At 68.8% G+C, this 22,426-nt stretch carries 18 protein-coding genes; 13 read left to right on the forward strand and 5 right to left on the reverse strand.

The genetic code is table 11. The features are described from left to right. Window positions 1-2: 2 nt before the first annotated feature. Complete coding sequence (locus DB30_RS21410) at window positions 3-1,415, reverse strand: phthiocerol/phthiodiolone dimycocerosyl transferase family protein (RefSeq protein WP_052551891.1); 1,413 nt, start codon at window positions 1,413-1,415, stop codon at window positions 3-5. Window positions 1,416-1,510: 95 nt separating this feature from the next. Between DB30_RS21410 and DB30_RS21415 the strand changes: the two genes are divergently transcribed. From DB30_RS21415 to DB30_RS41560, 4 genes are all read left to right on the forward strand, one after another. Next, entirely contained in the window at window positions 1,511-2,443 is a 933-nt protein-coding gene (locus DB30_RS21415; RefSeq protein ID WP_146659977.1) for a cupin domain-containing protein, read from the forward strand. Next, window positions 2,440-4,374, forward strand: coding sequence for a patatin-like phospholipase domain-containing protein (locus DB30_RS21420; RefSeq protein ID WP_052551895.1), 1,935 nt, complete (start codon window positions 2,440-2,442; stop codon window positions 4,372-4,374). Before DB30_RS21415 ends, DB30_RS21420 begins: the two co-directional genes overlap by 4 nt. A gap of 9 nt (window positions 4,375-4,383) precedes the next feature. Beyond that, the gene (locus tag DB30_RS21425) at window positions 4,384-5,274 is read left to right on the forward strand and encodes an alpha/beta hydrolase (protein WP_052551897.1); all 891 of its coding nucleotides are present in this window, start codon (window positions 4,384-4,386) and stop codon (window positions 5,272-5,274) included. Between the two features lie 110 nt (window positions 5,275-5,384). Continuing rightward, on the forward strand, window positions 5,385-6,596 hold the full coding sequence (locus DB30_RS41560; protein WP_146659979.1) for a proprotein convertase P-domain-containing protein: 1,212 nt from the start codon (window positions 5,385-5,387) through the stop codon (window positions 6,594-6,596). Here DB30_RS41560 and DB30_RS21435 read toward each other — a convergent pair. Further along, window positions 6,577-7,332 carry a class I SAM-dependent methyltransferase gene (locus tag DB30_RS21435; RefSeq protein ID WP_052551901.1) on the reverse strand — a complete coding sequence of 252 codons (756 nt, stop codon included), beginning with the start codon at window positions 7,330-7,332 and terminating at the stop codon, window positions 6,577-6,579. The two genes, DB30_RS41560 and DB30_RS21435, sit on opposite strands and share 20 nt — an antisense overlap. 177 nt (window positions 7,333-7,509) lie before the next feature. Between DB30_RS21435 and DB30_RS21440 the strand changes: the two genes are divergently transcribed. Then, window positions 7,510-8,379, forward strand: a complete 870-nt coding sequence (locus DB30_RS21440; protein WP_052551903.1) for a S8/S53 family peptidase — start codon at window positions 7,510-7,512, stop codon at window positions 8,377-8,379. After that, a complete protein-coding gene (locus DB30_RS21445; protein ID WP_052551905.1) occupies window positions 8,376-10,889 on the forward strand; it encodes a hypothetical protein in 2,514 nt (837 codons plus the stop codon). The genes DB30_RS21440 and DB30_RS21445 overlap by 4 nt, the downstream gene beginning before the upstream one ends. On the opposite strand, the gene DB30_RS21450 is transcribed toward DB30_RS21445, so the two are convergent. Both DB30_RS21450 and DB30_RS21455 read right to left on the reverse strand, forming a co-directional pair. Continuing rightward, window positions 10,843-11,625, reverse strand: coding sequence for a hypothetical protein (locus tag DB30_RS21450; protein WP_052551907.1), 783 nt, complete (start codon window positions 11,623-11,625; stop codon window positions 10,843-10,845). The two genes, DB30_RS21445 and DB30_RS21450, sit on opposite strands and share 47 nt — an antisense overlap. A 334-nt stretch (window positions 11,626-11,959) precedes the next feature. Continuing rightward, window positions 11,960-12,445: a YgjP-like metallopeptidase domain-containing protein gene (locus DB30_RS21455; RefSeq protein WP_052551909.1), complete on the reverse strand. Its 486-nt coding sequence runs from the start codon at window positions 12,443-12,445 to the stop codon at window positions 11,960-11,962. Window positions 12,446-12,553: 108 nt separating this feature from the next. Between DB30_RS21455 and DB30_RS21460 the strand changes: the two genes are divergently transcribed. The 4 genes from DB30_RS21460 to DB30_RS21475 are packed head-to-tail and all read left to right on the forward strand — an operon-like array spanning window position 12,554 to window position 17,282. After that, the gene (locus tag DB30_RS21460) at window positions 12,554-13,426 is read left to right on the forward strand and encodes a protein phosphatase 2C domain-containing protein (protein ID WP_165703875.1); all 873 of its coding nucleotides are present in this window, start codon (window positions 12,554-12,556) and stop codon (window positions 13,424-13,426) included. Next, window positions 13,423-15,357 (forward strand): hypothetical protein, encoded by a 1,935-nt coding sequence (locus DB30_RS21465; RefSeq protein ID WP_052551913.1) that lies wholly within the window; start codon window positions 13,423-13,425, stop codon window positions 15,355-15,357. The genes DB30_RS21460 and DB30_RS21465 overlap by 4 nt, the downstream gene beginning before the upstream one ends. Before the next feature lie 31 nt (window positions 15,358-15,388). Beyond that, window positions 15,389-16,441 (forward strand): cysteine hydrolase family protein, encoded by a 1,053-nt coding sequence (locus tag DB30_RS21470; RefSeq protein ID WP_052551915.1) that lies wholly within the window; start codon window positions 15,389-15,391, stop codon window positions 16,439-16,441. Window positions 16,442-16,478: 37 nt separating this feature from the next. Continuing rightward, window positions 16,479-17,282 (forward strand): hypothetical protein, encoded by an 804-nt coding sequence (locus DB30_RS21475; RefSeq protein ID WP_052551917.1) that lies wholly within the window; start codon window positions 16,479-16,481, stop codon window positions 17,280-17,282. A 367-nt stretch (window positions 17,283-17,649) separates the two neighbouring features. On the opposite strand, the gene DB30_RS21480 is transcribed toward DB30_RS21475, so the two are convergent. After that, complete coding sequence (locus DB30_RS21480) at window positions 17,650-18,057, reverse strand: hypothetical protein (protein ID WP_052551919.1); 408 nt, start codon at window positions 18,055-18,057, stop codon at window positions 17,650-17,652. A 71-nt stretch (window positions 18,058-18,128) separates the two neighbouring features. Here DB30_RS21480 and DB30_RS21485 point away from each other — a divergent pair, with 71 nt between their 5' ends. The 3 genes from DB30_RS21485 (at window position 18,129) to DB30_RS21495 (ending at window position 22,416) form a co-directional block, all read left to right on the forward strand. Then, window positions 18,129-18,623 (forward strand): hypothetical protein, encoded by a 495-nt coding sequence (locus tag DB30_RS21485; protein ID WP_052551920.1) that lies wholly within the window; start codon window positions 18,129-18,131, stop codon window positions 18,621-18,623. Between the two features lie 106 nt (window positions 18,624-18,729). Beyond that, entirely contained in the window at window positions 18,730-20,235 is a 1,506-nt protein-coding gene (locus DB30_RS21490) for an OmpA family protein (RefSeq protein WP_146659986.1), read from the forward strand. A gap of 231 nt (window positions 20,236-20,466) precedes the next feature. Then, window positions 20,467-22,416, forward strand: a complete 1,950-nt coding sequence (locus DB30_RS21495; RefSeq protein ID WP_146659988.1) for a hybrid sensor histidine kinase/response regulator — start codon at window positions 20,467-20,469, stop codon at window positions 22,414-22,416. Window positions 22,417-22,426 lie beyond the last annotated feature (10 nt).

The following is a 22,426-nucleotide window of genomic DNA, read 5'->3' on the forward strand; positions in this document are numbered from 1 at the left end:
GCTCAGCCCGAAGACGACTGACGACCCGGCGAAAAGCGAAATCGTTGGCCGCCCGCGCGCGTGGCTGCGCCGCTCGCCGCCGCGAGCGTCGCCTCCACGCGATCGGCCACGCCTTCGATCATCGCGGGTCGCAGCCAATTCGGCGAGCAGCAATAGTTCATCTCGAGCACCCCGCGAAAGCTCTGGACGCCGAGGACAAACTCGACATTTGGGATCATTGCGTAGAACCCAAATGACTCGACCTCGACGCCCGCGGCCTGCTCCGGCAGCGACACCCGGCCCAAGTTGCTGACGACCATCATGCCGTCGAGCAGGGCTCGGCTCGCGCGGTCGTAGGCGCTTGCGAGCGGGGTGCCCTCGGTCAGCTCCATGAGGTCAAGCAAGCGGCGCATGCCGGCCAGCGCGGGCACGCTGCGGTAGGCCTTGACCAACCGGCGCGTGCGCGCGGCCAGGCCCCAAAAATCCGCTCGCGGACCGACTGGGTGGACTGACGTTGGCGCCCACGCGTAGATCCCAAAGTCATCGCCGACCGAAGGGCGCAGCAGCGAGCGAATGTCGATCGGGGTGACGCAGCCGATCAGGCCCCGGGCATCGGGCCCGTCCACTGTCGCCAGCGCGTCGGCGCACGCGACCACCAGCGCGCACAAGACCGTGTTGTCGTGGGCCCGGCAGGCGTCGCTGAGCGCGGTCGTGCGGGCCACGTCGAGGCGACGCTGCACGAACTCGATCGGCGCCGGCCCAGCCACGGCAGGTGGGTCTTCGGGGCGTCCCAGCGCCAGCGCGCGCAACCGGTTCAGGCCCGCGCCCCGCCCCACCCCGCGCCGCTCGAGGGCCCCGAGCAGCCCGCGGGTGTGATCCGCCAACAGCCCGCGCAGCGCGTCGGGCATGCGTGGACCCCAAGCGAGATCCCACACCCCGCCGCTCTCGAGGTAGTCGTCAAAACAGGTCCGCTCGCGCAGCGGGACCAGGCGCAGCTGCGGATCGTCGATCACCCGCAGCACGTCGCGCAGCACGAACAGCCCCGAGCGACCGTCGGCGTTGACGTGGTCGGTCGTGCAGATCAGCTCGCAGGCGTGTTCGTCACGGACCAGCACGAAGCGGATCAGCGGCCCGGCCTCGATCGGCATCGGCTCGTTGAGCTCCTGACGCACGATCTCGCGCCAGTGCTGCGAAGACTCGCGGTCCACGATCCGCAGCGGCACCGGTGGCACGTCGCGATCCGAGAACCACGGCTGGGCGTCGCGGACGACCCGAACGCCCAGCGCCGGATGCCGGGCGGCGACGGTTCGGATCGCATGCTCGACCCGCTCGACCGGCAGCACGCCCCGGCAGCGGACCATCACGACGGGGTTCATCACGACCTGCTCGGCCATGGCCAGGAACACCCGCTCGGAGGTGGTCAGGTATCGGTTCAAGCTCGTGGGCCTCGCATCGGATCAGCTGCACGTGGCAGGGCCGGTAGGATATACTCTGCGCCCGACGGTCGCGCCCCCGGGTCCCACTTTCGATTGTGAGTGACAACTTGGCCCACCAGCCGCCTACTCCAGACAAAGCCTCGCTGATCCGCTTCTTGCTCACGTGCCCAATGTTCCAGCGGCTGTCCGCGCAAGACGTCGAGCCGCTCGCGGCGCGGCTGCAGATGCGCCACTACGACGACGGCACGAACCTGCTCAGCGGCGGGGTGGCTGACGGCAAGACGCCGCTGCGCGTGGTCGTGCATGGCGGCGCGACCTGGGAGCCTGACGACTCCACGGAGCAGCGGGGCGCGTGGATGTTGGCGCCCGGATCGTGCTGTGGGCTCGGCACCGTCAACGCGTGGGCCCGCGCCAAGAAGATTCCCGGTACTTGGTCCGCGCCGGATCCGGCCCCGATCCGCTGCAAGTCGGTCGGCCCGCTGTGGGTGCTCGAGCTGGCGCCCCAGGACTTCGACGAGGTGTTCACGGATCCGCAGGGCGAGCCAATCTGCACCGAGCTGCTGTGCATGTTTCCAACCTCGATCAAGGCCCCCGAAGTCGTCGCAGCGCTGCGCGACACGCCGCAGTTTGCCCGGGTCACCACGCCCAAGCTCTACCGCCTGCTCGAGCGCGCCCCGACCCTGAACTACGGTCCATTCGATCCAATGGAGCTCGAGCAGGACCCAGATGATCCGCAGCAGTTCGGGCCGCACGGCAAGTCGGTCAAGGGCCCCGCGCTGTACTACGTGGTCGAGGGCGAGCTGAGCGTGAGCAACGACGATCAAACCGTCTCGCTCGGGGTTGGCGAGCTCGGCGGCCCTGGCCTGTTCGACGAGGGCGTACAGGTCAACCAGTTCGCGGCCAAGTCGGTCAACGAGGCCCGCGCCGTCGTCCTGACCCAGCGCGCGCTCATGGACCAGATCCGCGCGGATCCTGGGCTCGCCCGCGCGCTCGGTCCTCGCGGCTACGGAAAGGAGCTCAACCCATGAGCGCCTTCTTCTACCCGCTCGTCACCCGGGCCGACATGACCATGGTGCTCGCGGATCCAGGCGCCGATCCAGCGGCGCTGCCCTTGCCCGGCATTGTTCAGGTCCTCGCCCAGACGATCCAGACCGAGCTCGATGATCTGACCTGGGTCCTGCACGTGGTCTGGGACGTCGGGCTGCCGCCGCCCACCAGCCCACCCACCCAGATCCGCGTGCCCCTTGGGCTCCCCAACCTGACCGTGTTCGTGCACGATCAGCTGCAACAGTTCTGCGACAACTGGGGCATCGCCTTTGATGAGGTGCTGATCGAGACCAGCGGCGTCAACCCAGACGGCTCGCGCGACGCCGAGCTGTGGTGGGCCATGGACGGGCTCACGTGCACGTCCAGCGTCAACTACCTGATCAGCGATCCGCAGCAGTGGAACGATCTACCGATCACGCTCGGGTTGTTGCCCGCGTCGGTCAAAACCCAGCCGGTCGCGCTGCTCGGGCCCATGCCCGAGGCGCACTTGGTCCACAACCTGTTGATCGAGCTGATGCAGATCCTCAGCTCGCCAGACCCAGCCAACGAGGCCCAGCTGTGGTTCCAGTCCGCGATCGCGACCCAGCGCTTCGCGCGGTGGTGGCGGCGCTGGCTCACGGTCGTCTCGCAGATCTACAGCTCGACGCGCTTCCAGCCCAAGCCCTGGTCGCTCAATGCGATCCGCCTGCGGTTCACGGGCGACCCCAGCGTCGTCGCCCCGCCCGTCCAGACCAACATCGACAGCTTCGGTCGCTGGGCGCGTGGCATCACGGATCGTCGGGTGGGGGTCGCGATCGGCGGCGCCGGTGCGCAGTCCTACGTGGGGATCCCGTTCCTCCGTCAGCTGCGCGACGCTGGCGTGCCGATCGACATCCTGTCGGGTTCGAGCACCGGCGCGTTCGTTGGGGCCTTCTACGCCGCGCTCGGTGACAAGGGCCTGACGCGGATGATGTTCAACTCCAACACGATCGGTTGGGGGGTGTTCTTCGCCCTGGTCGACAACATCCCGCTGACCTGGTGGCTGTCGTGGGCGACGGAGTTCGTCGATCTCAGCGACCTCGCCCAGCCAACCATTTCGGTGTCGAGCGTCGCCCAGACCGGCGAGCCCTTTCACCAGACCGCCGGGCTCGCGGGCAAGGGGTTGATGGCCAGCGGATCGCTGCCGCCCTTCGTCGCTACCTACATCGGCAACACGCGCTTGCTCGACGGCGGGCCCACCCAGGATCTGCCAACGGCGATCCTCAACGCCGCCGGGGCCGAGCTGGTGATCGCCGCGCAGGCGGTGCCCAAGGTCCAGAGCTTCCCCCAAGTGCCCGAGCAGGTGCCGGTGCCCTACTTCAAGAAGTGGGCGCTGACCCTCAACCCGTTGCTGCGTGGGTTTGACGCCTATCGCAGCTACCTGATGCTGTACCGCCAAGCCGCGATGGGCGAAGAGCAGTACGCCGACGTGTTCTACAACGCAACGACCAAGTTCTCGAGCGCGGGCTCGTGGTACGCGGGGCCCCGGATCGCGCTCGAGGCCGCCAACTCGCAGTCGCTGCAACACGCCATCGCCAAGGCCAAGCTCGAGTGGGACGCGCTGCTCGAGGACGCCCCGGGTCGCGCTCGGATCAACCGCAGCACCAACCAGGTCGAGCTCGGTCCAGCGGTCCGGCTTGGCTTCGAGCTCGATCCCAGCGTCGTCTGGCGCCTGACCCCACACGCCGAGGCGCTGCTCGAGGACGTCGGCCGCTACGTCGCCAACTTCGCGAGCTCGCTCACCGTCACGCTCGTCAACATCCCGCCGCCCAACCCAGTCGAGTGGGAGCCGCTGATCGAGGTGGCCACCGGGTTGCCCGGCGTTCAGATCACGTACGTTCCGGTTATCATTCCTGGGGCCCCCGCCTCGTTCTCGCTCGAGATTGTCCCCTGAGCTCTCGCCATGAAAAATCCACAGCTCGCAGTCGTTCATCAATTCATCACGGCCCAGCTGACCGGGGCCACCGACCTCAGCGTCGAGGGCATGCGCAACAGCCTGGACGCCGCCGGCAAGCTCGCGCCGCCGGTGCCCGGCGTCAGCTGTGAGGTCGTCGACACTGGCGTCGTGCGCTCGGAGTGGTTCCGGCCCGAGCAGGCCGACGACGGGCGCGCGGTCCTGTTCGTCCATGGCGGGGGCTACATGCTCGGTTCAATCGACTCGCACCGCGACCTGACCAGCCGCGTGGCGATCGCGGCGCGGGCGATCACGCTGTCGATCGAGTACCGCCGCGCGCCCGAGAGCCCGTTCCCCGCTGGGCTCGACGATGTCCTGGCCAGCTACAAATGGTTGGTCCAGACGGGGGGCTACGCGCCCGAAAAGATCGCGCTGGTGGGTGACTCGGCCGGCGCCGGGTTGATGCTTGGCGCTACGTTGAAGATCCGCGATAGCAAGGAGCTGGCGGGTCCGGGCGCGCTGGTCTGCATGTCGCCGTGGACGGATCTCACTTGCACCTCGAACTCGCTCGCAGCGGGCACGGATCCGTCCACGCAGGCGCCCTACGTGGCCATGATGGCCCAGGCGTACTTGGGTGGGGCGGATCCCAAGAACCCGCTCGCGTCGCCGATGTACGCCGACTTGGCTGGGCTCCCGCCGATGTTGCTGCAAGCGGGTGCCGCAGAGGCGCTGCGCGATGACAGCGAGCAGTTTGCGGCGCGCTGTCAGGCGGCCGGAGTCGACGTGACGCTCGAGCTGTGGGACGAGATGTTCCACGCGTTTCAGCTGTGGGCGGCGATGCTCGATGATGGCAAGCGGGCGATCGAGCAGGCTGGGGCGTTCATTCGCGCGAAGACCTGATCGGCGGCGCTCGCCGGCTGACACCTCGCTGTCACATATGCGGTGGTGGTGGTGGGCGACGCGTGCTGAAGCACGTGGCGAACGGTCGAGATTCGGATACCGTCCGCCGCGTGACCCCTACTCGTGAAGTCGTGTGTTTCGCTGCGTGTTTTTCTCTCGTGCTCGCGTGCAGTGATGACGCGCCCGGCACCGACAGCCCCGAGGCGACCGAGACCGTCGGAGACGGGGACCCCGGCGACGGTGATGGCGACCCCGGTGATGGCGATGGCGACCCCGGCGACGGCGACGGCGACGGCGACGGCGACGGCGACGGTGATGGTGACGGCGACGGCGACCCCGGCGACGGTGATGGCGATGGTGACGGCGATGGCGATGGCGATGGCGACGGTGATGGCGACGGTGATGGCGACGGCGATGGCGACGCGTGTCTCGACCCGGCCCCGATCGGACCGCTCGCGCATGACCCGATCGCTCTCCCGCTCTCGGAGTTCTTCCTCGACCCCGACTTCGCCACGGTGTTTGTCGACGACGCCGAGTACCAGCAGTTCTTCGCCGCGCCCCCGCCGATCAACCTGGGCGCCACGTGGATGCTGCTGACGCAGCTCCAGCGTCGACCGTTTGGGACCACGCTGACGATCAACGCGCTCGAGGCCCAGGCCAACTGCACGCTGGCAGCGACGGTCGGCGTCACCAAGCTCGCCGACAACTGCGAGAACTTCACCTACACGCGGGTCGGCCCAGCGGGCGTGAGCTTCGACGAGCCGTTCTCGCCGCCCGCGCCCACCCCGAGCCTGACGAGCGACACCACCGAGTTCGACTGCGCGCAGGCGGGGGTCACGGAGTTCAATAATTGCACCGAGCAGCAGTGGTGCGCGCCCGGCTTGATCTGCGCCGGTATCACCCGCTCCAACGCAGGGTTGTGCATGGACGCGAGCCTGCGCGGCGAGTTCGAGAGCGGCGCGCTGAACTTGGCGATCCCCGACGACGACGCGCTGATCGTGATGCTCGAGGCGGCGGGCCTCGCCACCGTCGACACCGACGTCGTCGTGACGATCGAGCTCGACCACCCCGATCCCAGCGCGCTCACGATCACCCTGACCAACCCCTCGAACAACGAGGTCATGGTCTGGGACCAAGAGCCAAGCCCCTACGACCTGAGCTGGTACCCAGACCCCGGCTCGCTGCAGCTCGTGCGTGTGCCGCAGGGCTTCTCGGGCGACGAGTCGGTCAACGGCACCTGGATCCTGACGATCACCGACGAGATGGGCGGGGGCGGGACGCTGACCGGGTGGGGCCTGGAGATCATGAGTCGCTTCGACTGACCTGCTCGGGCTTTCGGGCCCGGACACACACGAAGGCCGGCTCTTGGCCCAGAATCACGTGGAGCTCGGGGTTGGCCCGGCGCAGCTCCTCGGTTGGCAGCGGCTCCAACAAGCGCTCGAGCACGAAGCCCGCGTCGACGAGCGGGTCGAGCATCTGCCCGAGCGGCCGGCGGTAGCCCACGACGGTCGGACGCGGCTTGCCAAACCCGCCCCACTCGGTCGCGTAGCGCTCGCAGTCGAAGTAGCGGGTGTCTGGATCGAGCTTGGCCTTGACCACCAAGTAGTCGCTCATCGGGTGGCTGTGCGAGTAGACCAGGCGACCACCTGGACGCAGGACCCGGGCGAACTCGGCGAACACGGGCGTCCACTCCTCGATGTAGTCGAGCATCAGCGGCGCGATGATCAAGTCGAAGGTCGCGTCCTTGGCGAAGTACAGGGGCTTGGCCAGATCACTGACATGCAGCTCCGCCCGATCCCCCACCAGCGCCCGGGTCAGCTCGATCATCGCGGGCGTCACGTCAACCCCGACCACGGTCGCGCCCCGCCGCAGCAGCTCTTGGGTGTAAAAGCCCGGACCGCAGCCGGCGTCGAGGACGTGCAACCCCGACACGTCGGGCAGCAGCGAGAGCGTCGCCGGCCGCTCGTAGTAGGCGTTGTGCGGCTTGGTCTTCGAGTACTTGGCGTAGCGCCTCGCGAACTGCTCGTAGTTGCGTTGGCCGATCGGCTTGCCCTTCACTGGCGCACCATACCCGAGGGTTCGCTGGTGGTTCGCCCCTCCGCGCGAGACCGCGCTGATCGCCGATGTCCGGGACGTCAAGGCCCCTCCGCGAGCGCGGGTCGCTCGTGGGTGCGACGCGAAGACCCCGCAAACCGCTTGCACGCCCGCGCGAGCGACCGGTAGCATGGCGCCTGGATGGTCCGCGCCTGGCACTTCAAAGCGCTCGATGTCGACGCCGCGTGGGGCACCTACAAGACCCGCGGCGCAGGGGTCACCGTCGCGCTGATCGACACAGGGGTCGCGAACATCGAGCCGCTCGCCCACGTGCGTCGGTTCTCCGCCGACGGCCTCGAGCGGCCGGCGAAAGGTCACGACCTGAGCCCGGTCGCGCATGGCACCCAGACCGCTTCGATCATCGCCTCGCGCAACGAGTCCCTGCTCGGCGTCGCCCCGGACAGCAACTACCTCGCGTTTGGCGTGGCCAACGCCGCGGGCGATCCGCTGTCGTCCCTGGTCGGTCGCGCGATGCGGGCGGCCGTGAAGCTCGAGGCTGACCTGATCTGCTGTCCGTTCACCCTCGCCGAGTCGACCGAGGAGTTCGCGGCGGGGCTCGCTGCCGCGCGAGCTGCCCAGATCCCGGTGATCGCTGCAGCGGGCAACGACGCGCGCGCGGCCCCAGTGTTTCCCGTCGAGGCCGACGAGGTCCTGGTCGTGGGCGCCACCTCTGGCCACGACCGCATCGTCACGCGGTTCAGATGGGAAGCATGGATGCCGGTGTCAGCACCGGGGCTCCGGGTCCCAACCTGGACGGGCCGGGGCGACATCTCGAGGATGTTCTCGGGGACCAGCGCCGCGACCCCGATCATCGGGGGGATCGCGGCGCTCGGGCTGTCCTACGCGATGAGCCTCGATCCCACGGGCGAGGGCGCGCTCGCGGTTCGACAGCGGCTGTCGAGCTTGCTGCGGGACAGCTCCCGGCCGCCAGCGGATCGGCGCCTCGTCGATCCTGGCGCGTTCATGGCCGCGATCGCCACGCTCGTCCGCGCGCGGGCCCAGCCCACATGACACGCCCCAACCACTCCTTTGTTGGCGCGCTCGCGCTCGCCCTCACCCTGTCACTCGCCGGCCTCGTGGGCCCCGTGGGGCTCGCCCACGCAGGCGAGGGTGACGGTGAGACCCAGGCGGCCCCCACCGCCCGCGAGCTCGCCCGGCAAGAGCAGCGGCTCTCGTTCCTCAGCGAGGCCGAGCGCGCGCGCGTGCGTCAGACCGCGCCGCTCGTGATTCACGCCCAGGCGATCCCCGAAGACTCGTTCGGGTCCGAGCTCAGCGGCATGTGCTCGAAGTTCAGCGCGTGGGAGCTGGGGACACCAATGACCTCCGCGCGGATCACCGACCTGCTCACCCAGCGACCGATCGCCGATCACCTCGCCGGGATCGACGGCGACGTGGTCGCGACTGTCGCGTTCGCGCGCGAGCTCGCGGACATGTTCGCGGGCCTCAACGTGGTCTGTCATCGCGTGATGGCCGGTCGGCTCGCGCCCGCGGATCTCCAGCTGTTGCGCCTCGAGCACGCGGGCGAGCTCGACCATGGTCTCGCCCACGCGTCCCAGATCGTGGAAAAGGCCGGGGCCGAGCTCACCGAGCTGCTCGACCAGGCCAACGCCTACGCCAGCCCCGAAGCGCTCGAGGCCGCGGCCCCGTCACTCGCGCCCGCGGCCCAGGCCTTCGTTCAAAAAGCGCAGTACGAGACCCCGGGCAAGAGCGCCTCAGCGCTGTCGGTCAGCTCGCTCGGCGCCCTGGGCAAGACCGTGTTCGAGGGGCTCGCCGAGTTCCTGATCGATCGCGCCAAAGAAGAGGTCCTCGCCTACGTGCAAGAGCAGCTGGTCGAGCGGCTGTGTGCCGACGACGCGGATCCGCGCGCGTTCATCCCAACCACCTGCGACACGCTGCTGAGCATCGACTCCACCCTGTCGCTCGCGGCGATCGGGGCCAGCTTGCACGCCTCGATCGTCCAAGACCTCGCGGTCCTGCCCGACCGCACGCTGGTCCTGGCGTGGATGCAAGTGCCCGACGTCGCGTATCCGGGCACGCTCGCCCGGGTGATCATTCCGCTGGTCCAGGCCGCGCAGACCCGCACGAGCCCGCTCGACTTCGCCGCCAGTCTGCACGCCAGCCCGCCGCTCGACTGCGAGACCCTCGCCCCGCCCGGCCACGAGTCCGGCGATCAAAAGTGTGCAGACACGATGGCCGTGATGCGCATGGCCTCGATGCTCGCGTACGCGATCATCAGTGAGCAGTCGGCCGTCAGCAGCCAGCTCGATCCCCAGTTCCTGACCCTCGCCGTCGCGTTCACCCTCGAGCGCCGGTTCGCCACGCTGCCAAGCGTCGCGCAGCAGCGGATCCTCGCCGAGCTTGGCGCGGCCCGCTTCGAGATCCAGCCCGGTCAGCTCGGGGACTTGGGCGACAGCGTCATCGAGCTGCAGCAGATCGCCGATCTCCAGCGGGCGATCGCCGAGCGGGCCGACGCGGTCGTCGACATCGGGCCCATCCTGAACGCCGAGATCTATGGGTTCGCCGCGGTCGCCAACCGCCAGCTCGCCCTCGCCGGGCGCCACGCGCTGGGCTTGCTCGCCACCGTCAGCCCCGGCGAGGTCGAGGGCCCGGAGCGCGCGGTCGTGGGCGCCAGCGCTGCGTCGGCGGTCACGCTTCGGCCGTGGATGCGCACCCTCGACGCCGAGCTCGCCCACGCCGACGACTACATCGAGCTGGCCGAGGCGTTCGCAGACGAGGACTGGGCCCGCGCCGCGCTCGGAACGATCCAGCTGACCCTCACGCTGATCGAAGCGCGCGAGCCCGGCCGGTCGGCCAAGTTTGCCGCGCGGCTGTCGGCGGTGCGTCGCTACATTCCGTTGTTCGTCGAGCTTGGCACCGCCAGCTCCAGCGACGAGGTCAACCTGGCCCTGCAGTCCGCGTTTCCAGCTGGCGGCTTCAAGCGCAAGTATCGTCAGGGCGCCGTCTCAATCAACGGTTTCTTGGGTGTCTACGGCGGCGCGACCGTTTCCAACCAGCTCGACGCCAACAACGAGCTCGCGTGGGGCCAGACCGGCGGCGAGTTTGCGATGTTCGCCCCGATCGGCGTGCACGCGACCGGCCCTGTCGGCGTCGGCCGCAAGCGTCCGTGGCACCTGGGCGCCCTCGTGTCCGTCGTCGATCTGGGCGCGATCACGACCTCCAAGTGGCTCGAGCAGCAGACCAACGCGCCGGTCGACACCAGCAACGGGACCCGCCAGACCGAGCTTGGTGAGCCGGCCGCGTTCAACGTCGCGGGGTTGTTGTCGCCGGGGGCCTACTTCACCGTGGGCATCGCCAACTCGCCCTTCGTGCTCGGCGCGGGCCTCTCGCTCAACCCCTTTGGCCACAAGCGCACGATCACCGGGCGCGACTCGGTGGGTGACATCGAGTCGCTCGACAACACCTTGCTGCCGGTCCTGCGGTTTGGGGCGTTCTTTGCGGTCGACATCACCTTCGTCAGCTTTGGCCTGCGCTGCGGCGTCCGCTGTCGAGATCGCCGCTGACCGGCCGCGCGCGGCCCTCGTGGGCTCGAAGCCATGCCGCGAGCACCTCACGCTTGCGCGAGTTCACCGACATCGTCGACACGGTCGGCTCGAGCGCGTCGAGCAGCGCCGCGCTCGGGCGGGCCTCGAGCGCGGGAGGGTCGGTCGCATCCACGGGCACGCTCACGACGCAGGCCCACGCGATCTCGGTTGCCAGCCGCGTGCGAAACGCGTCGCCCGACGCGAGCAGCTCGAGCACGAGCCCTTCGTCTGGAGATGCGTTTCCGAGGATGTACGCGCCCGTCCTCCACCGGATCTTGCGACTCATGGTCGCCGCGAGCACGGCGTCCAACGCTTCGGGCGAGCCAAGCTTCCCAAGGCCGTACGCCGCTCCGTCACGAGCATCCCGCCGCGGCGCGTTGCTCTGGATCTCGATCAGATCGTCGAGCGCCGCTGGCCCGGCGATCCGGACGAGAGCGGGCCCCGCATAGCTCTCCGCGAGGCTCCCCGGTGCGTCGAGCAAGATGGCGCGAACGGTCTGATAACCGAGCATGTGACGGCACCCACCAAGCAGCACCGCCACGAGCCAGCCCGGCGCCTGGCCCCGCGCGTACGCATCCGACAGCAAGCGCGCGGCCGCGCCGTCCGGATCGCGGCGCTCGAGCGCCTCGTGAACCAGCGTAACCGTTGAAGGGTCGCCGAGCGCGACCTTCACCAGCTCGCTGGAGTCCAGATGTACGAGCGCGTCGGATCGCATCAGGCCCCCTCCGTCCGAGGCCGTCGAGTCTGGCCCCCACCAGCGTAGCTAAATTCTTCCGCAGTCGGCGAACGCCCCGTAGACGTCCGCCGAAGCCACCCGAGCCCCCTTCTAGGGGGCCACACATACGCCTGCGAACAAACGGCCCCGAGGAGCGAAGCGACCAGACGCGCCAGCGGCTGCAGTCGGCGAACGCCCCGTAGACGTCCGCCGAAGCCACCCGAGCCCCCTTCTAGGGGGCCACACATACGCCTGCGAACAAACGGCCCCGAGGAGCGAAGCGACCAGACGCACCAGCGGCTGCAGTCGGCGAAGTCCAAGGTGTATGTGGGGGTCATGACGAACCCTCCCTCCAGGTTAGCCACAGGCGCATGTCGAACTCGATCTGGTGGTAGTCCGGCAGCATGTGGCAACACAGCCGATAGAACGCCTTGTCGTGCTCGCGCCCACGCAGGTGGGCGAGCTCGTGGACGACGATCATCTCCAGAAATTCCGGCGGGGCCTGCTTGAAGATGCTTGCGACCCGCAGCTCGTGCTTGGTCTTGAGCTTGGCGCCCTGGACCCGCGTGGCGTAGGTGTGGGTGCCCAGCGCGTTGTTCAAGGTGCTGATCTTGTCGCAGTAGCGAACCTTGGTGAGCGGCGGTGACGAGGCCATGTCGGCCCGCTTGCGCGCCATCACGTAGGTGTAGAGCGCCGCGTTGTTGTTGATCTCGTGGGTGTTCGGGTAGCGCTCGGCCAACACCTCGCCGAGCCGCCCGGCGTCGATCAGCGCGCGCACCTGCTGCTGCAGATCCTCGGGGTAGTGGGCCAGGTACTTCATGTGTTCGTCCGCGACGCGCGGGGATGATCGCCGCGCGGCTGCGCTTGCGCAAGCTCACTCGCGCCGCGCTCGACTAAGTGTACTTTCTACACCATGACTAGTATGCAGATGACACGAACACCGAAGCCGCCGCGCGCTGCCGCGAACCCGCCCTGCCCGCACGCCATGTCGGATCTGTCGGATCTGTCGGATCTGTCGGATCTGGCGAGCTGGCAGGCCTACGGCGGCAGCGTGGTCGGAGCGGATCACCGCCGCAGCGGACGTTGCAACCAAGACGCGTGGCACCTGCAGCGAAGCGAGCGCGCCGTGATCGGCGTCGTCGCGGACGGCTGCGGCAGCGCGCCGCACAGCGAGGTCGGCGCGTGGCTGGGCGCCCGGATCTGGACCCACACCCTCGCGCAGTTGCTCGACGAAGGCCCCCATCCGATCCAACCAACGGATCCCGAGCTGTGGTCACGCGCCTGCGCGCGCAGCCTCGATCGGCTCGCCGCGCTGGTGAACACCCTGCCCGGATCGTCCGCCGCGATCGTCCACGAGGCGCTGCTCTTCACCTTGGTCGGCTTCGTGCTCACACCCACGCAGCTGGTCGTGCACGCGATCGGTGATGGCGTGGTCTGGCTCGACGGCCAGCGCACCGAGCTTGGGCCCTTCGCCGACAACCGCCCGCCCTACCTCGCCTACGGGCTCCACGGTCCAACGCCGCCCGTGACGATCATCCACGCGGTCGCGCCCGCGTCCGTCGAGTGCCTGATCGTTGCGACCGACGGCGCCACGCAGCTGCGCGGCGACATCCCGCTGGCGCAGTTCGCCGCGCCCCGCTACCTCGCGCACCCCCACGCGATCACACGCCAGCTGGCCCAGCTCAACCGTGAGCGGCTCGAGATCGACTGGTCCGCGGAGTACGTCGAGCGCAGCCACGGGCAGCTGGCCGACGACACCACCTTGCTCGTGCTCGGTCGCGCGCCGGGGAGGCCCGCGTGAGCGTGTGGCTGGGGCGCGAGCGCGTCGATCCTCGCAAGCTCCCGCTGCTGGGCGTGGGCGGCGAGGCCGAGGTGTTTGGGCTGCCCGACGGCCGCGCGCTCAAGCTGTTCAAGGGCCCCGATCACCCGGATCTAACGCCCTTCCCCGAGCAGCGTGACGCCGCCGCGGCCCGCCTCGAGCTGCACCAGCGCAAGCTCCACGCGTTCCCAACCGGCCTGCCCCAGCGCGTCGTCCAACCGCAGCAGCTCGCGGTCGGCGGGCTCCGACGCCGCCGCGTGCTCGGCTACGCGATGCGCCGGATCGACGGCGCCGAGCCGCTGATGAGCTGGGGCAACCCCCGACGTCGGCGCGCGGCGATCAGCGCGGCCCGGGTCGTCGACATGCTGCTCGATCTGCACCGCACGCTCTGCGCGCTGCACCAGCGCGGCGTGGTGATCGGCGACTTCAATGATCTCAACGTGCTGCTCGCCAGCGACGGCGCGGCGTGGCTGATCGACGCCGACTCGTTCATGTTCGCTGGGTTTGGCTGCGCCGTGTTCACCGAGCGCTTCGTCGACCCGCTGCTCTGCGATCCCAACGCCAGCGCGCCCGTCCTGGTAAAGCCGCACAATCACGGGTCGGACTGGTACGCGTTCACGATCATGTTGATGCGCACGCTGTTGTGCGTGGGCCCCTACGGCGGCGTGTTCCGGCCGGCGCTGGGTGGGTCGGCGGTCGTCCACGCGGCCCGTCCGCTGCGTCGGATCAGCGTGTTCGATGACCGCGTCGTGTACCCCAAGCCGGCGCTGCCGCTCGAGACCCTGCCCGACGAGCTGCTCGAGTTTCTGCGCGCCGTGTTCACCCAGGATCGCCGCGATCCGGTCCCGCTGATGCTGCTCGAGGATCTGGCGTTTGCGCGCTGCCGCAGCTGCGGGCTCGAGCATGCGCGCGCGCGCTGTCCTGCGTGCACGACGACCGCCTCGACGCCAGCGAGCGCGAGCGGACAAGTCGCCGCGCCCGCGCGCAACACGGTCCGCGTCAAGCCGCTGCTGGCCGCCCAAGGTCGGATCCTCGCGGCCGCGCTCGACCCCGCAGGCCAGCCGCGCCTGCTCGAGCGCGAGGGTGGGCAGCTGTGGATCCACGAGCCGCGCGGGCGCGTGAGCGTGGCCAAGCTCGCCAGCGCACAGCCACCCCCGCGGGCCGCCTGGCTCGAGGGCGCCTGCGCGTGGGTGTGGAGCAGCGAGTCGCTGACGCGGGCCACCCCCGGCGCATCGCCTGCGTCCGCGTCAACTCCGATCCACAACATCATCGACACCATCGACGGCGCGCCCGCCTTCGCCTGTCACGGCGAGCGTCGGGTGTGGATCAGCGGCGGCCGCCTGCTCACGGATCACACCCACGGCCCGCGCGAGCTCGGCCGGGTGCTCCCCAACCGCAGCCGCGTGTGGTTGGGACCCAGCTTTGGCCTGGCCCTGTACAGCGTTGGCGCGCTGGCGATCCCGGCGACCTTCGATCCGACCCGCCCCGGCCTGAGCGATCGCCACACCCTCGCGCCGGTCCGCGGGCGGCTCGTCCACGCGGTCGCGCAGCTCTCGTCCACCCACGCGTGGCTGTTTCGGCTGCTCGAGCGCGGGCCCAGCTTGCGGGCGCGCTTGGACGTGCTCGGCCGCGACGCGAGCGTGCTCGGCTCGGCCGAATTCGACGCAGACGATCCCGCGAGCCCCGACGCCTGGATCCGCTCGCTCGACGGCGCGGCCGCGGTCGGCTCGATGCTGCTGGTCCCGACCGACGCCGGCATCGTCCGCGTCGAGCTCGTTGGCGGCCGCCCCGAGCTGACCCGCAGCTTCCCCGCCACGGCGCCCTTCGTCGACGCCGCCAGCACCCTGCTCGCCGGCCCGCTCGGCCTCCTGGTCGTCGACAGCGAAGGCGTCCGCCAGATCCAATTTGGCTGATTTCCCCCCTCACCCACAACGGAGCCACGCCATGTCCACCATCCTCCCGATCCCCGACTTCTTCGACCCCGACGCGGCCGCCCGCTGGGACTACCGCGCCGATCACCAAGCCCTCGCCGGACACGCCCGCGCGTGGATCGATCGGCATCAGCTGCGCCCCGCCGCCGGCGATCCCCGCGAGCTTCACCTCCTGCTGATCGACGTGCAAAAGGACTTCTGCCTGCCCGAGGGCAGCCTCTACGTGGGTGGCCGCAGCGGCACGGGGGCGATCGACGACAGCCGCCGAATCGCCCGCTTCATCTACCAGAACATGGCGCGGCTGACCCGGGTCACCGCGACCCTCGACAGCCACTTCTCGCACCAGATCTTCTTCCCCAGCTTCTGGCTGGACCGCGACGATCAGCCGCCAAAGCCCCACACGATCGTCACGACCGACGCGATCGCCTCGGGCGAGCTGCGCCCCAACCCCGCCGTCGCCGGCTGGCTGTGCCGGGGCAACTACACCTGGCTGCGCCAGCAGGTCGAGCACTACTGCCGCGAGCTCGAGCGGGTTGGCAAGTACGAGCTGTACCTGTGGCCGCCGCACTGCCTGCTCGGGAGTGACGGCCACGCGCTCGTCGGCGTGGTCGACGAGGCCCGCAGCATGTTCTCGCTGGCCCGCGGCATGCAGTCGTGGATCGAGGTCAAGGGCGGCAACCCGCTGACAGAGAACTACTCGGTGCTGCGGCCCGAGGTGCTCAGCCGCCACGACGGGGCCCCGCTCGCCCAGCGCAACACCGCCTTCATCGAGACCCTGCTGCGCGCCGACGCCGTGATGATCGCCGGTCAAGCCGCCAGCCACTGCGTCAAGAGCACGATCGACGACCTGCTCGACGAGATCGTCGCCACGGATCCCAAGCTCGCGCGCAAGGTCTACATATTGACGGACTGCATGTCCGCCGTGACCGTGCCCGACGGGCACGGCGGCTTCGCGGCCGACTTCAGCGACCAGGCCGCGCAAGCCCAGCAGCGCTTCGCCGACGCCGGCATGCACCTGGTCCGCTCGACCGATCCCCTAGACGACTGGCCGGGCCTGTCCGGCTGAGCTCGACAATTCACTTCGCCCTCATAGGAGTTCAACTATGTCCAATTCGAACATCAAGAAGCCCGGCGCCAAAGCCCGCGCGCTGCTCTCCAACGCCCGAACCCAGGGCACACTATCCAAAGCCTCGATGGCGACCCTCGACGTGCTGGATCTCGGCGCGCAGATCCAAGCCGGACTCGGCGTCGAGGTCGACGACGTACCAGCCGCCGAGGTGGTCCTGGTCAGCGTGATGCCCGACGACTCGGGCTCGATCCGGTTCGCAGGCAACGCCGACGCCGTCCGCCAAGGCCACAACCTGATCCTCGACGCGCTCGAAACCTGCCGCCAAGCCGCCGAGATCCTGGTCCACAACCGCTACCTCAACGGCGACGTGCTCTACCCCTACGTCCCGCTCGAGCACGCCACGCGCATGACCAAGGCCAACTACGATCCCAACAAGGGCACGCCCTTGTACGATCAGACCGTCGTATTGCTGGCAACGGTGCTCGCCAAGTCGCAAGAGTTCGCCGACAACGGCGTCCCCGTCCGCACCGTCACCCTGCTGATCAGCGACGGCGCCGACGTACACTCGACCCGCGCCAACGCCACCCACGTCCGCCCCCTCGTCGAAGACATGCTACGGGCCGAAACCCACATCGTCGCCGCGATGGGCATCGACGACGGCACCACCAACTTTCGCCAAGTCTTCACCGACATGGGCATCCAAGATCGCTGGGTCCTGACCCCCGGCAGCAGCACCAGCGAGATCCGCAAGGCCTTCCAAGTATTCTCGCAGTCAGCCATACGCGTCAGCCAAGCCGCCGCGTTCCCCCATTCAGCCCTGGGCGGATTCGTGAACTAGCCGAGATGGTCGATCGCGCGTGGAGTTGACGTGCCAAAGCCCCGCTCCCCCGGCTCGGGTACTTCACCTCGACAAACTCCACGTCAACGCTCACAGCTCGCGCGCGGAGTTGACGTGCCAACGCCCGCGAGCTCGGATCGGAGAGCGCCCCTCGCTCAAAGCCAAGCGCACACAAGGCCGCGGACGGCCCCAACCCGGCGTATCTACGCACGTGGAGATTAACGAAGAGAAGCGCCGTCGGGCCAATGAGAAAACCGAAAGGAAGCGGGCCCACGAGACTGGAGTAGACCGTAGCCGGGTTGGGGCCGTCCGCAGCCCGTGCGCGGTGCCCCATCGGCACAACACCCCCCGCAAACAACCACGACCCCTACTTAGACTTCACCATCCCCAGCCCAAACAACACCACAAACACCCCAAGCGGAATGAAGTAAGGCATGAACCCCATGTTGAACAGCCGAAAGGTGTCGAGCCCCACCATCATCTCCACAGCCAGCACCGCCCCCGCGATCAACAACGCCCCAACCGCCTCCGGCCAGTCGGCCTCGATCTTCAGCCCGCCCCAGAACACCAACACCCCAAGCACAGCCACGATCCCCACCACAGCCCAGCCCGGCAGCCCCAAGAACCCATCGAGGGCCGCGCGGGCATCCTCGGGGTTCTCCCATGCAAAGTTTGCGACGAGCAACCCAACGAGCAGCAGCCCGGCCAGGATCACGTACGTCCACACCCGGGCTTTGGAGCCACCCATGTATTCTTCTTCAACGGTCTGGGCCATGACGGCGCCATCGTACCCGTACGCGGCGCGCGGGGTCGAGAACTTGTTCGCCGAGCTTGCTACCCTGCCCCGTGCGCTGGCTCGATCGCCTGCTGTCTCGCGACGGCCCCTACGTCGCCACCCGGATCAATGCGATCGCCGAGCTTGGAACGCGCGTGGAGCTGTGCGGCGAGGTCGAGCCGCTCGAGCTGCTGCATGACCCGATCGACGGCGAGCCAGCGGTGGTCCTCAACTACCACGCCCACCGGCCGGGGCTGGCCCAGCGCTACTTCAGCATCCAGGCCACCGAGGGCGCGGTCGAGGCCTACCAGGGCACGAACTTTCTGTTGCGTGACGACAGTGGGACCGCGCTCATCCAAGTCCAACCGGGCGCGAACCTCGGAAAGCTGCACGACAACCTGCGCAACGAATTTGGCGTGGATCTGCGCGCGTCGATCGAGCGGATCGGCCCTGGCGATCGGGTGCGGGTGCGCGGTCGCGTGGCCGAGCGAACGGACGAAGGCTCGCCCCATCGCCGCGAGCCGTGGTGCGTCGTGGTGATCCTCGATGAGCTCGAGGACGCCTGATTTCGCCGCGCCTGGGCCAGCGGCCCTCGCTTTTGTCAAAAACCTGCGAATTTCGGCGGGACCGGGCACAATTCACAGTCAGGGCCTCCACGGCCCAGGAGCGACGATGCGACTGCGATTTCCCAGTTTGGTGTGTGCCCTCGGCCTCGCGGCTCCCTCGCTCGCCCACGCGTGGGCGCCCCCGGATCAGGCCGAGGCTGGCGGCGAGGGCTCCGCTGGGCTGACGCTGTCCAGCTCGGGGGCCGCCGAGCCGCAGGCAGATCTGGAAGCCGACGCGGGCGTCGACACCCGCGCCAACACCAGCGCCGAGGCCGAGCCCCGCGCCCGCAAGTGGAACCCCCGCAAACAGCAGCCGTGGATCCAGCGCTGGGCCCCCGAGCCGCACATGTTCGAGCTTGGCGTCTACGGCGGGCTGTTCCGGCTCAACGGTGAGCACGAGCTGTTCGAGCCCAACGCGGCGGCGCCGTTGCAAGGCTGGCTGCCGCTGCGCAGGAGCAACCCCGACTTCGGCGGGCGACTCGGCTACTACCCGCTGCGCTTCTTCGGCGTCGAGGCCGAGGGCGGTGTGATCCCCGGCAAGCTCGACGATGGCAGCGGTACTGGCGTGATGCCGTTCACGGTGCGCGGTCACGCGGTCGCGCAGCTTGGACTGTGGAGCGTGACGCCCTTCGTGCTGGTGGGCGCGGGCATGCTGGGGATCAACGGCAGCGGGCCGCTCGGCGCCGACATCGATCCGGCCATGCACTTCGGCGCGGGCGCCAAGATCTACATCAATCGCTGGTTGATGCTGCGCGTCGATCTGCGCGACGTGGTCAGCCACTCACTCGGCGTCGAGAACACCTTCGTCTCGCACAACTTCGAGGGCCTGATCGGCCTGTCGGTCACCCTCAACCGCAAGAACCAGGCACCGCCGCGACCCGACCAACCCAGCGTGATCCCGGCTGGCCCGGGTGACCGCGACGGCGACGGGATCCTCGACGTCGTCGATCAGTGCATCGACGATCCCGAGACCGTCAACGGATACCTCGACGAGGACGGCTGCCCCGAGTCCGACCGCGACGGCGACGGCTTCTACGACGATCAGGACACCTGCCCCGACGAGGCGGGGGTCGACCCCGACGGCTGCCCGCCCAAAGACACCGACGGCGACGGCTTCCTCGATGACGTGGATCAGTGCATTGAGGAGCCCGAGACCGACAACGGCTTCGAGGACGACGACGGCTGCCCCGACGAGGTCCCGGCCGAGGTCCTGCGCTTCTCTGGCGCGATCAAGGGCATCACCTTCGAGACCAACAAGGCCACGATCGAGCGCAGCTCGCTGCCAACGCTGGACGAGGCGATTCGGATTCTGCAGCAGTACCCCAGCGTCCGCATCGAGATCATTGGCCACACCGATGACCGGGGCAAGCGCGACCACAACATGCAGCTGTCACGCGAGCGCGCCGAGTCGGTCATGAGCTACCTCGTTGGCATGGGGATCTCCGAGGATCGGGTCACCACCAACGGCATGGGGCCCGACGTGCCAATCGACACCAACGACACCAAAGCTGGGCGCGCCAACAACCGGCGCATCGAGTTTCGCGTGGTCACGGGCAAGCTCGAGTCGAACTGAGTGGATACGGGGTCGGGCTTCGATCCTCCCGTGCCCTGCTCGCGTCACACCGCGGCTGGCTGGCAGCAGGTGCTTCGAGCACACGTGGCGTCCCCTGCGGCAAGAGTTCGAACCTGGCCTTGTAGACCGGCCTGGAACGCGAACGCGCTCGCGCGAGCCCAGATCCCGGCGCCGACCCGGATCGCGACGCACGGTTGCTCTGGGCGAACCTTCGCGGGGACACGAGCACGGGTGAAGACTCAGGACAGTGACGCGGGCGAGAGCCGAACACTCGCGCAGTTCCTGGAGTCGGCACCCGACGCAATGGTGGTCGTGGGTAAAGACGGCGTGATCACCCTGGCCAACGCCCAGACGGAGCGGCTGTTTGGCCATCCCCGCGACCAGCTGATCGGTCAGTCGGTCGAGATCCTGATCCCAGCACGGCTGGGCGCGGACCATCGCAGGCATCGCCAGGCATACGCTGCCAAGCCCTCACGTCGGCCGATGGGATCGGGCATGGAGCTGTTCGGCCAGCACGCAGACGGCACCGAGTTCCCCGTCGAGATCAGCCTCGCGCCAGTCGAGACCGGCGACGGCCAGGTCACCATTGCCGCCGTCCGCGACATCACCGGACGCAAGAAGGACGCCGGGTTGCTGCGTCAGCTGGTCGAGTCGGCTCCCGACGCGATGGTCATCGTCGATGCCCGCGGCACGATCCGGCTGGTCAATGGCCAGACCGAGCGCGTGTTCGGCCAGACCCGCGACGCGTTGATCGGTCGGCCCGTCGAGGCGCTGATCCCAGAGCGCCTGAACGCCGTCCATCGGGTCCACCGCGAGCGCTATACCCGAGGCCCGGCGCTTCGGGGCATGGGCGCGGGCATGGGCAAGCTGCTGGGTAGGCGACCGGACGGGACCGAATTTCCGATCGAGATCAGCTTGTCCCCGATCGAGACCCGCGACGGGCTGCTGATCTGCGCCGCGATCCGTGACATCACCGATCGTCAGCACGAAGAGGAGCGGCGGCTGAGCGTCGAGGCGAGCCTGCAACACGCGCAGAAGCTCGAGAGCCTAGGGGTGATGGCTGGCGGGGTGGCGCACGACTTCAACAACCTGCTCGTGGGGGTGCTCGCCAACGCCGAGCTCGTCGAGGCCGAGCTGCCCCCCGACTTCCCGCTGCGCGCCCAGGTCCAGGACATTCAGGTCGCCGCCGAGCGTGCGGCCGATCTTTGCCTTCAGCTGTTGGCCTACGCTGGCAAGGCGCGCGTCGAGCTGCAGCCAACCGATCTGTCCGGCCTGGTCCGCGACATGCTGCACTTGATCGAGGTCGCCGTCTCGCGTGACCACAGGGTGAGCTTTGCCCTGGACTCGGACCTGCCGCTGATCTTGGTTGATGGCACGCAGGTTCGCCAGGTGATCATGAACCTGGTGCTCAACGCGGCAGAAGCGATCAACGACCGGACAGGGCACATCAGCGTCACAACGACCATCCGCCACTTCAGCCAGGACTACCTTCGCGCCTGCGACGTCGCGGCCGCGCTCGAGGCCGGCCCCTACGTGGTGCTCTCGGTCCGCGACGACGGAGCGGGCATGAGCGACGAGGTGCGATGCAGGATCTTCGAGCCCTTCTTCACGACGAAGTTCACCGGTCGCGGCATTGGCCTGGCCTCGGTGCTGGGCATTGTTCGGGCCCAAGGTGGCGCCATTCATGTCGAGAGTCAGCTCGGCCGGGGGACCTGCTTCGATGTATTGTTTCCGCTCGACCCCGAGCAGACCACGCGAGAGACCTCTGCGGACGCCGCGGGGCTGCGGCACCCGGCCGTCTTGGTCGTGGATGACGAGCAGGTGGTCCGCTCGGTCGCGAGCGTCGTGCTCGAGCGGGCGGGGCTGCCCTACCTGGTCGCGCAGTCGGGCCCCGAGGCGCTCGAGATCCTGCGGGCCCACGCCGATGAGATCGGCGTGGTGCTGCTCGACTTGTCCATGCCCGGAATGAACGGCGCCCAATGTCTGCACTTGATGCGCGAGGAGAAGTTCGAGGTCGAGGTGATCTTGTGCAGCGGCTACGAAGAGCACGACGCCACCCGCACCGTCACGGATCAGTACATGGGCTTCGTGCAAAAGCCATGGCGCGTGCGCACGCTGCTCGCCGAGATCCGACGGGCGCTCGAGACTCACTCGCGCGGCGAGCCCGTGACCGCGTGTTAGATCTCCGACC

Origin of the sequence: Enhygromyxa salina (assembly GCF_000737335.2) — a bacterium.
GTDB classification, from domain to species: Bacteria; Myxococcota_A; Polyangia; order Nannocystales; family Nannocystaceae; genus Plesiocystis; species Plesiocystis salina_C.

Coding starts and splice junctions, on each gene's coding strand:
- DB30_RS21450 (WP_052551907.1), bottom strand. CDS start 11,625: ATGCGATCCGACGCGCTCGTACATCTGGACTCCAGCGAGCTGGTGAAG.
- DB30_RS21480 (WP_052551919.1), bottom strand. CDS start 18,057: ATGGCCCAGACCGTTGAAGAAGAATACATGGGTGGCTCCAAAGCCCGG.
- DB30_RS21445 (WP_052551905.1), top strand. CDS start 8,376: ATGACACGCCCCAACCACTCCTTTGTTGGCGCGCTCGCGCTCGCCCTC.
- DB30_RS21460 (WP_165703875.1), top strand. CDS start 12,554: ATGACACGAACACCGAAGCCGCCGCGCGCTGCCGCGAACCCGCCCTGC.
- DB30_RS21420 (WP_052551895.1), top strand. CDS start 2,440: ATGAGCGCCTTCTTCTACCCGCTCGTCACCCGGGCCGACATGACCATG.
- DB30_RS21475 (WP_052551917.1), top strand. CDS start 16,479: ATGTCCAATTCGAACATCAAGAAGCCCGGCGCCAAAGCCCGCGCGCTG.
- DB30_RS21440 (WP_052551903.1), top strand. CDS start 7,510: ATGGTCCGCGCCTGGCACTTCAAAGCGCTCGATGTCGACGCCGCGTGG.
- DB30_RS21425 (WP_052551897.1), top strand. CDS start 4,384: ATGAAAAATCCACAGCTCGCAGTCGTTCATCAATTCATCACGGCCCAG.
- DB30_RS21470 (WP_052551915.1), top strand. CDS start 15,389: ATGTCCACCATCCTCCCGATCCCCGACTTCTTCGACCCCGACGCGGCC.
- DB30_RS21490 (WP_146659986.1), top strand. CDS start 18,730: ATGCGACTGCGATTTCCCAGTTTGGTGTGTGCCCTCGGCCTCGCGGCT.
- DB30_RS21455 (WP_052551909.1), bottom strand. CDS start 12,445: ATGAAGTACCTGGCCCACTACCCCGAGGATCTGCAGCAGCAGGTGCGC.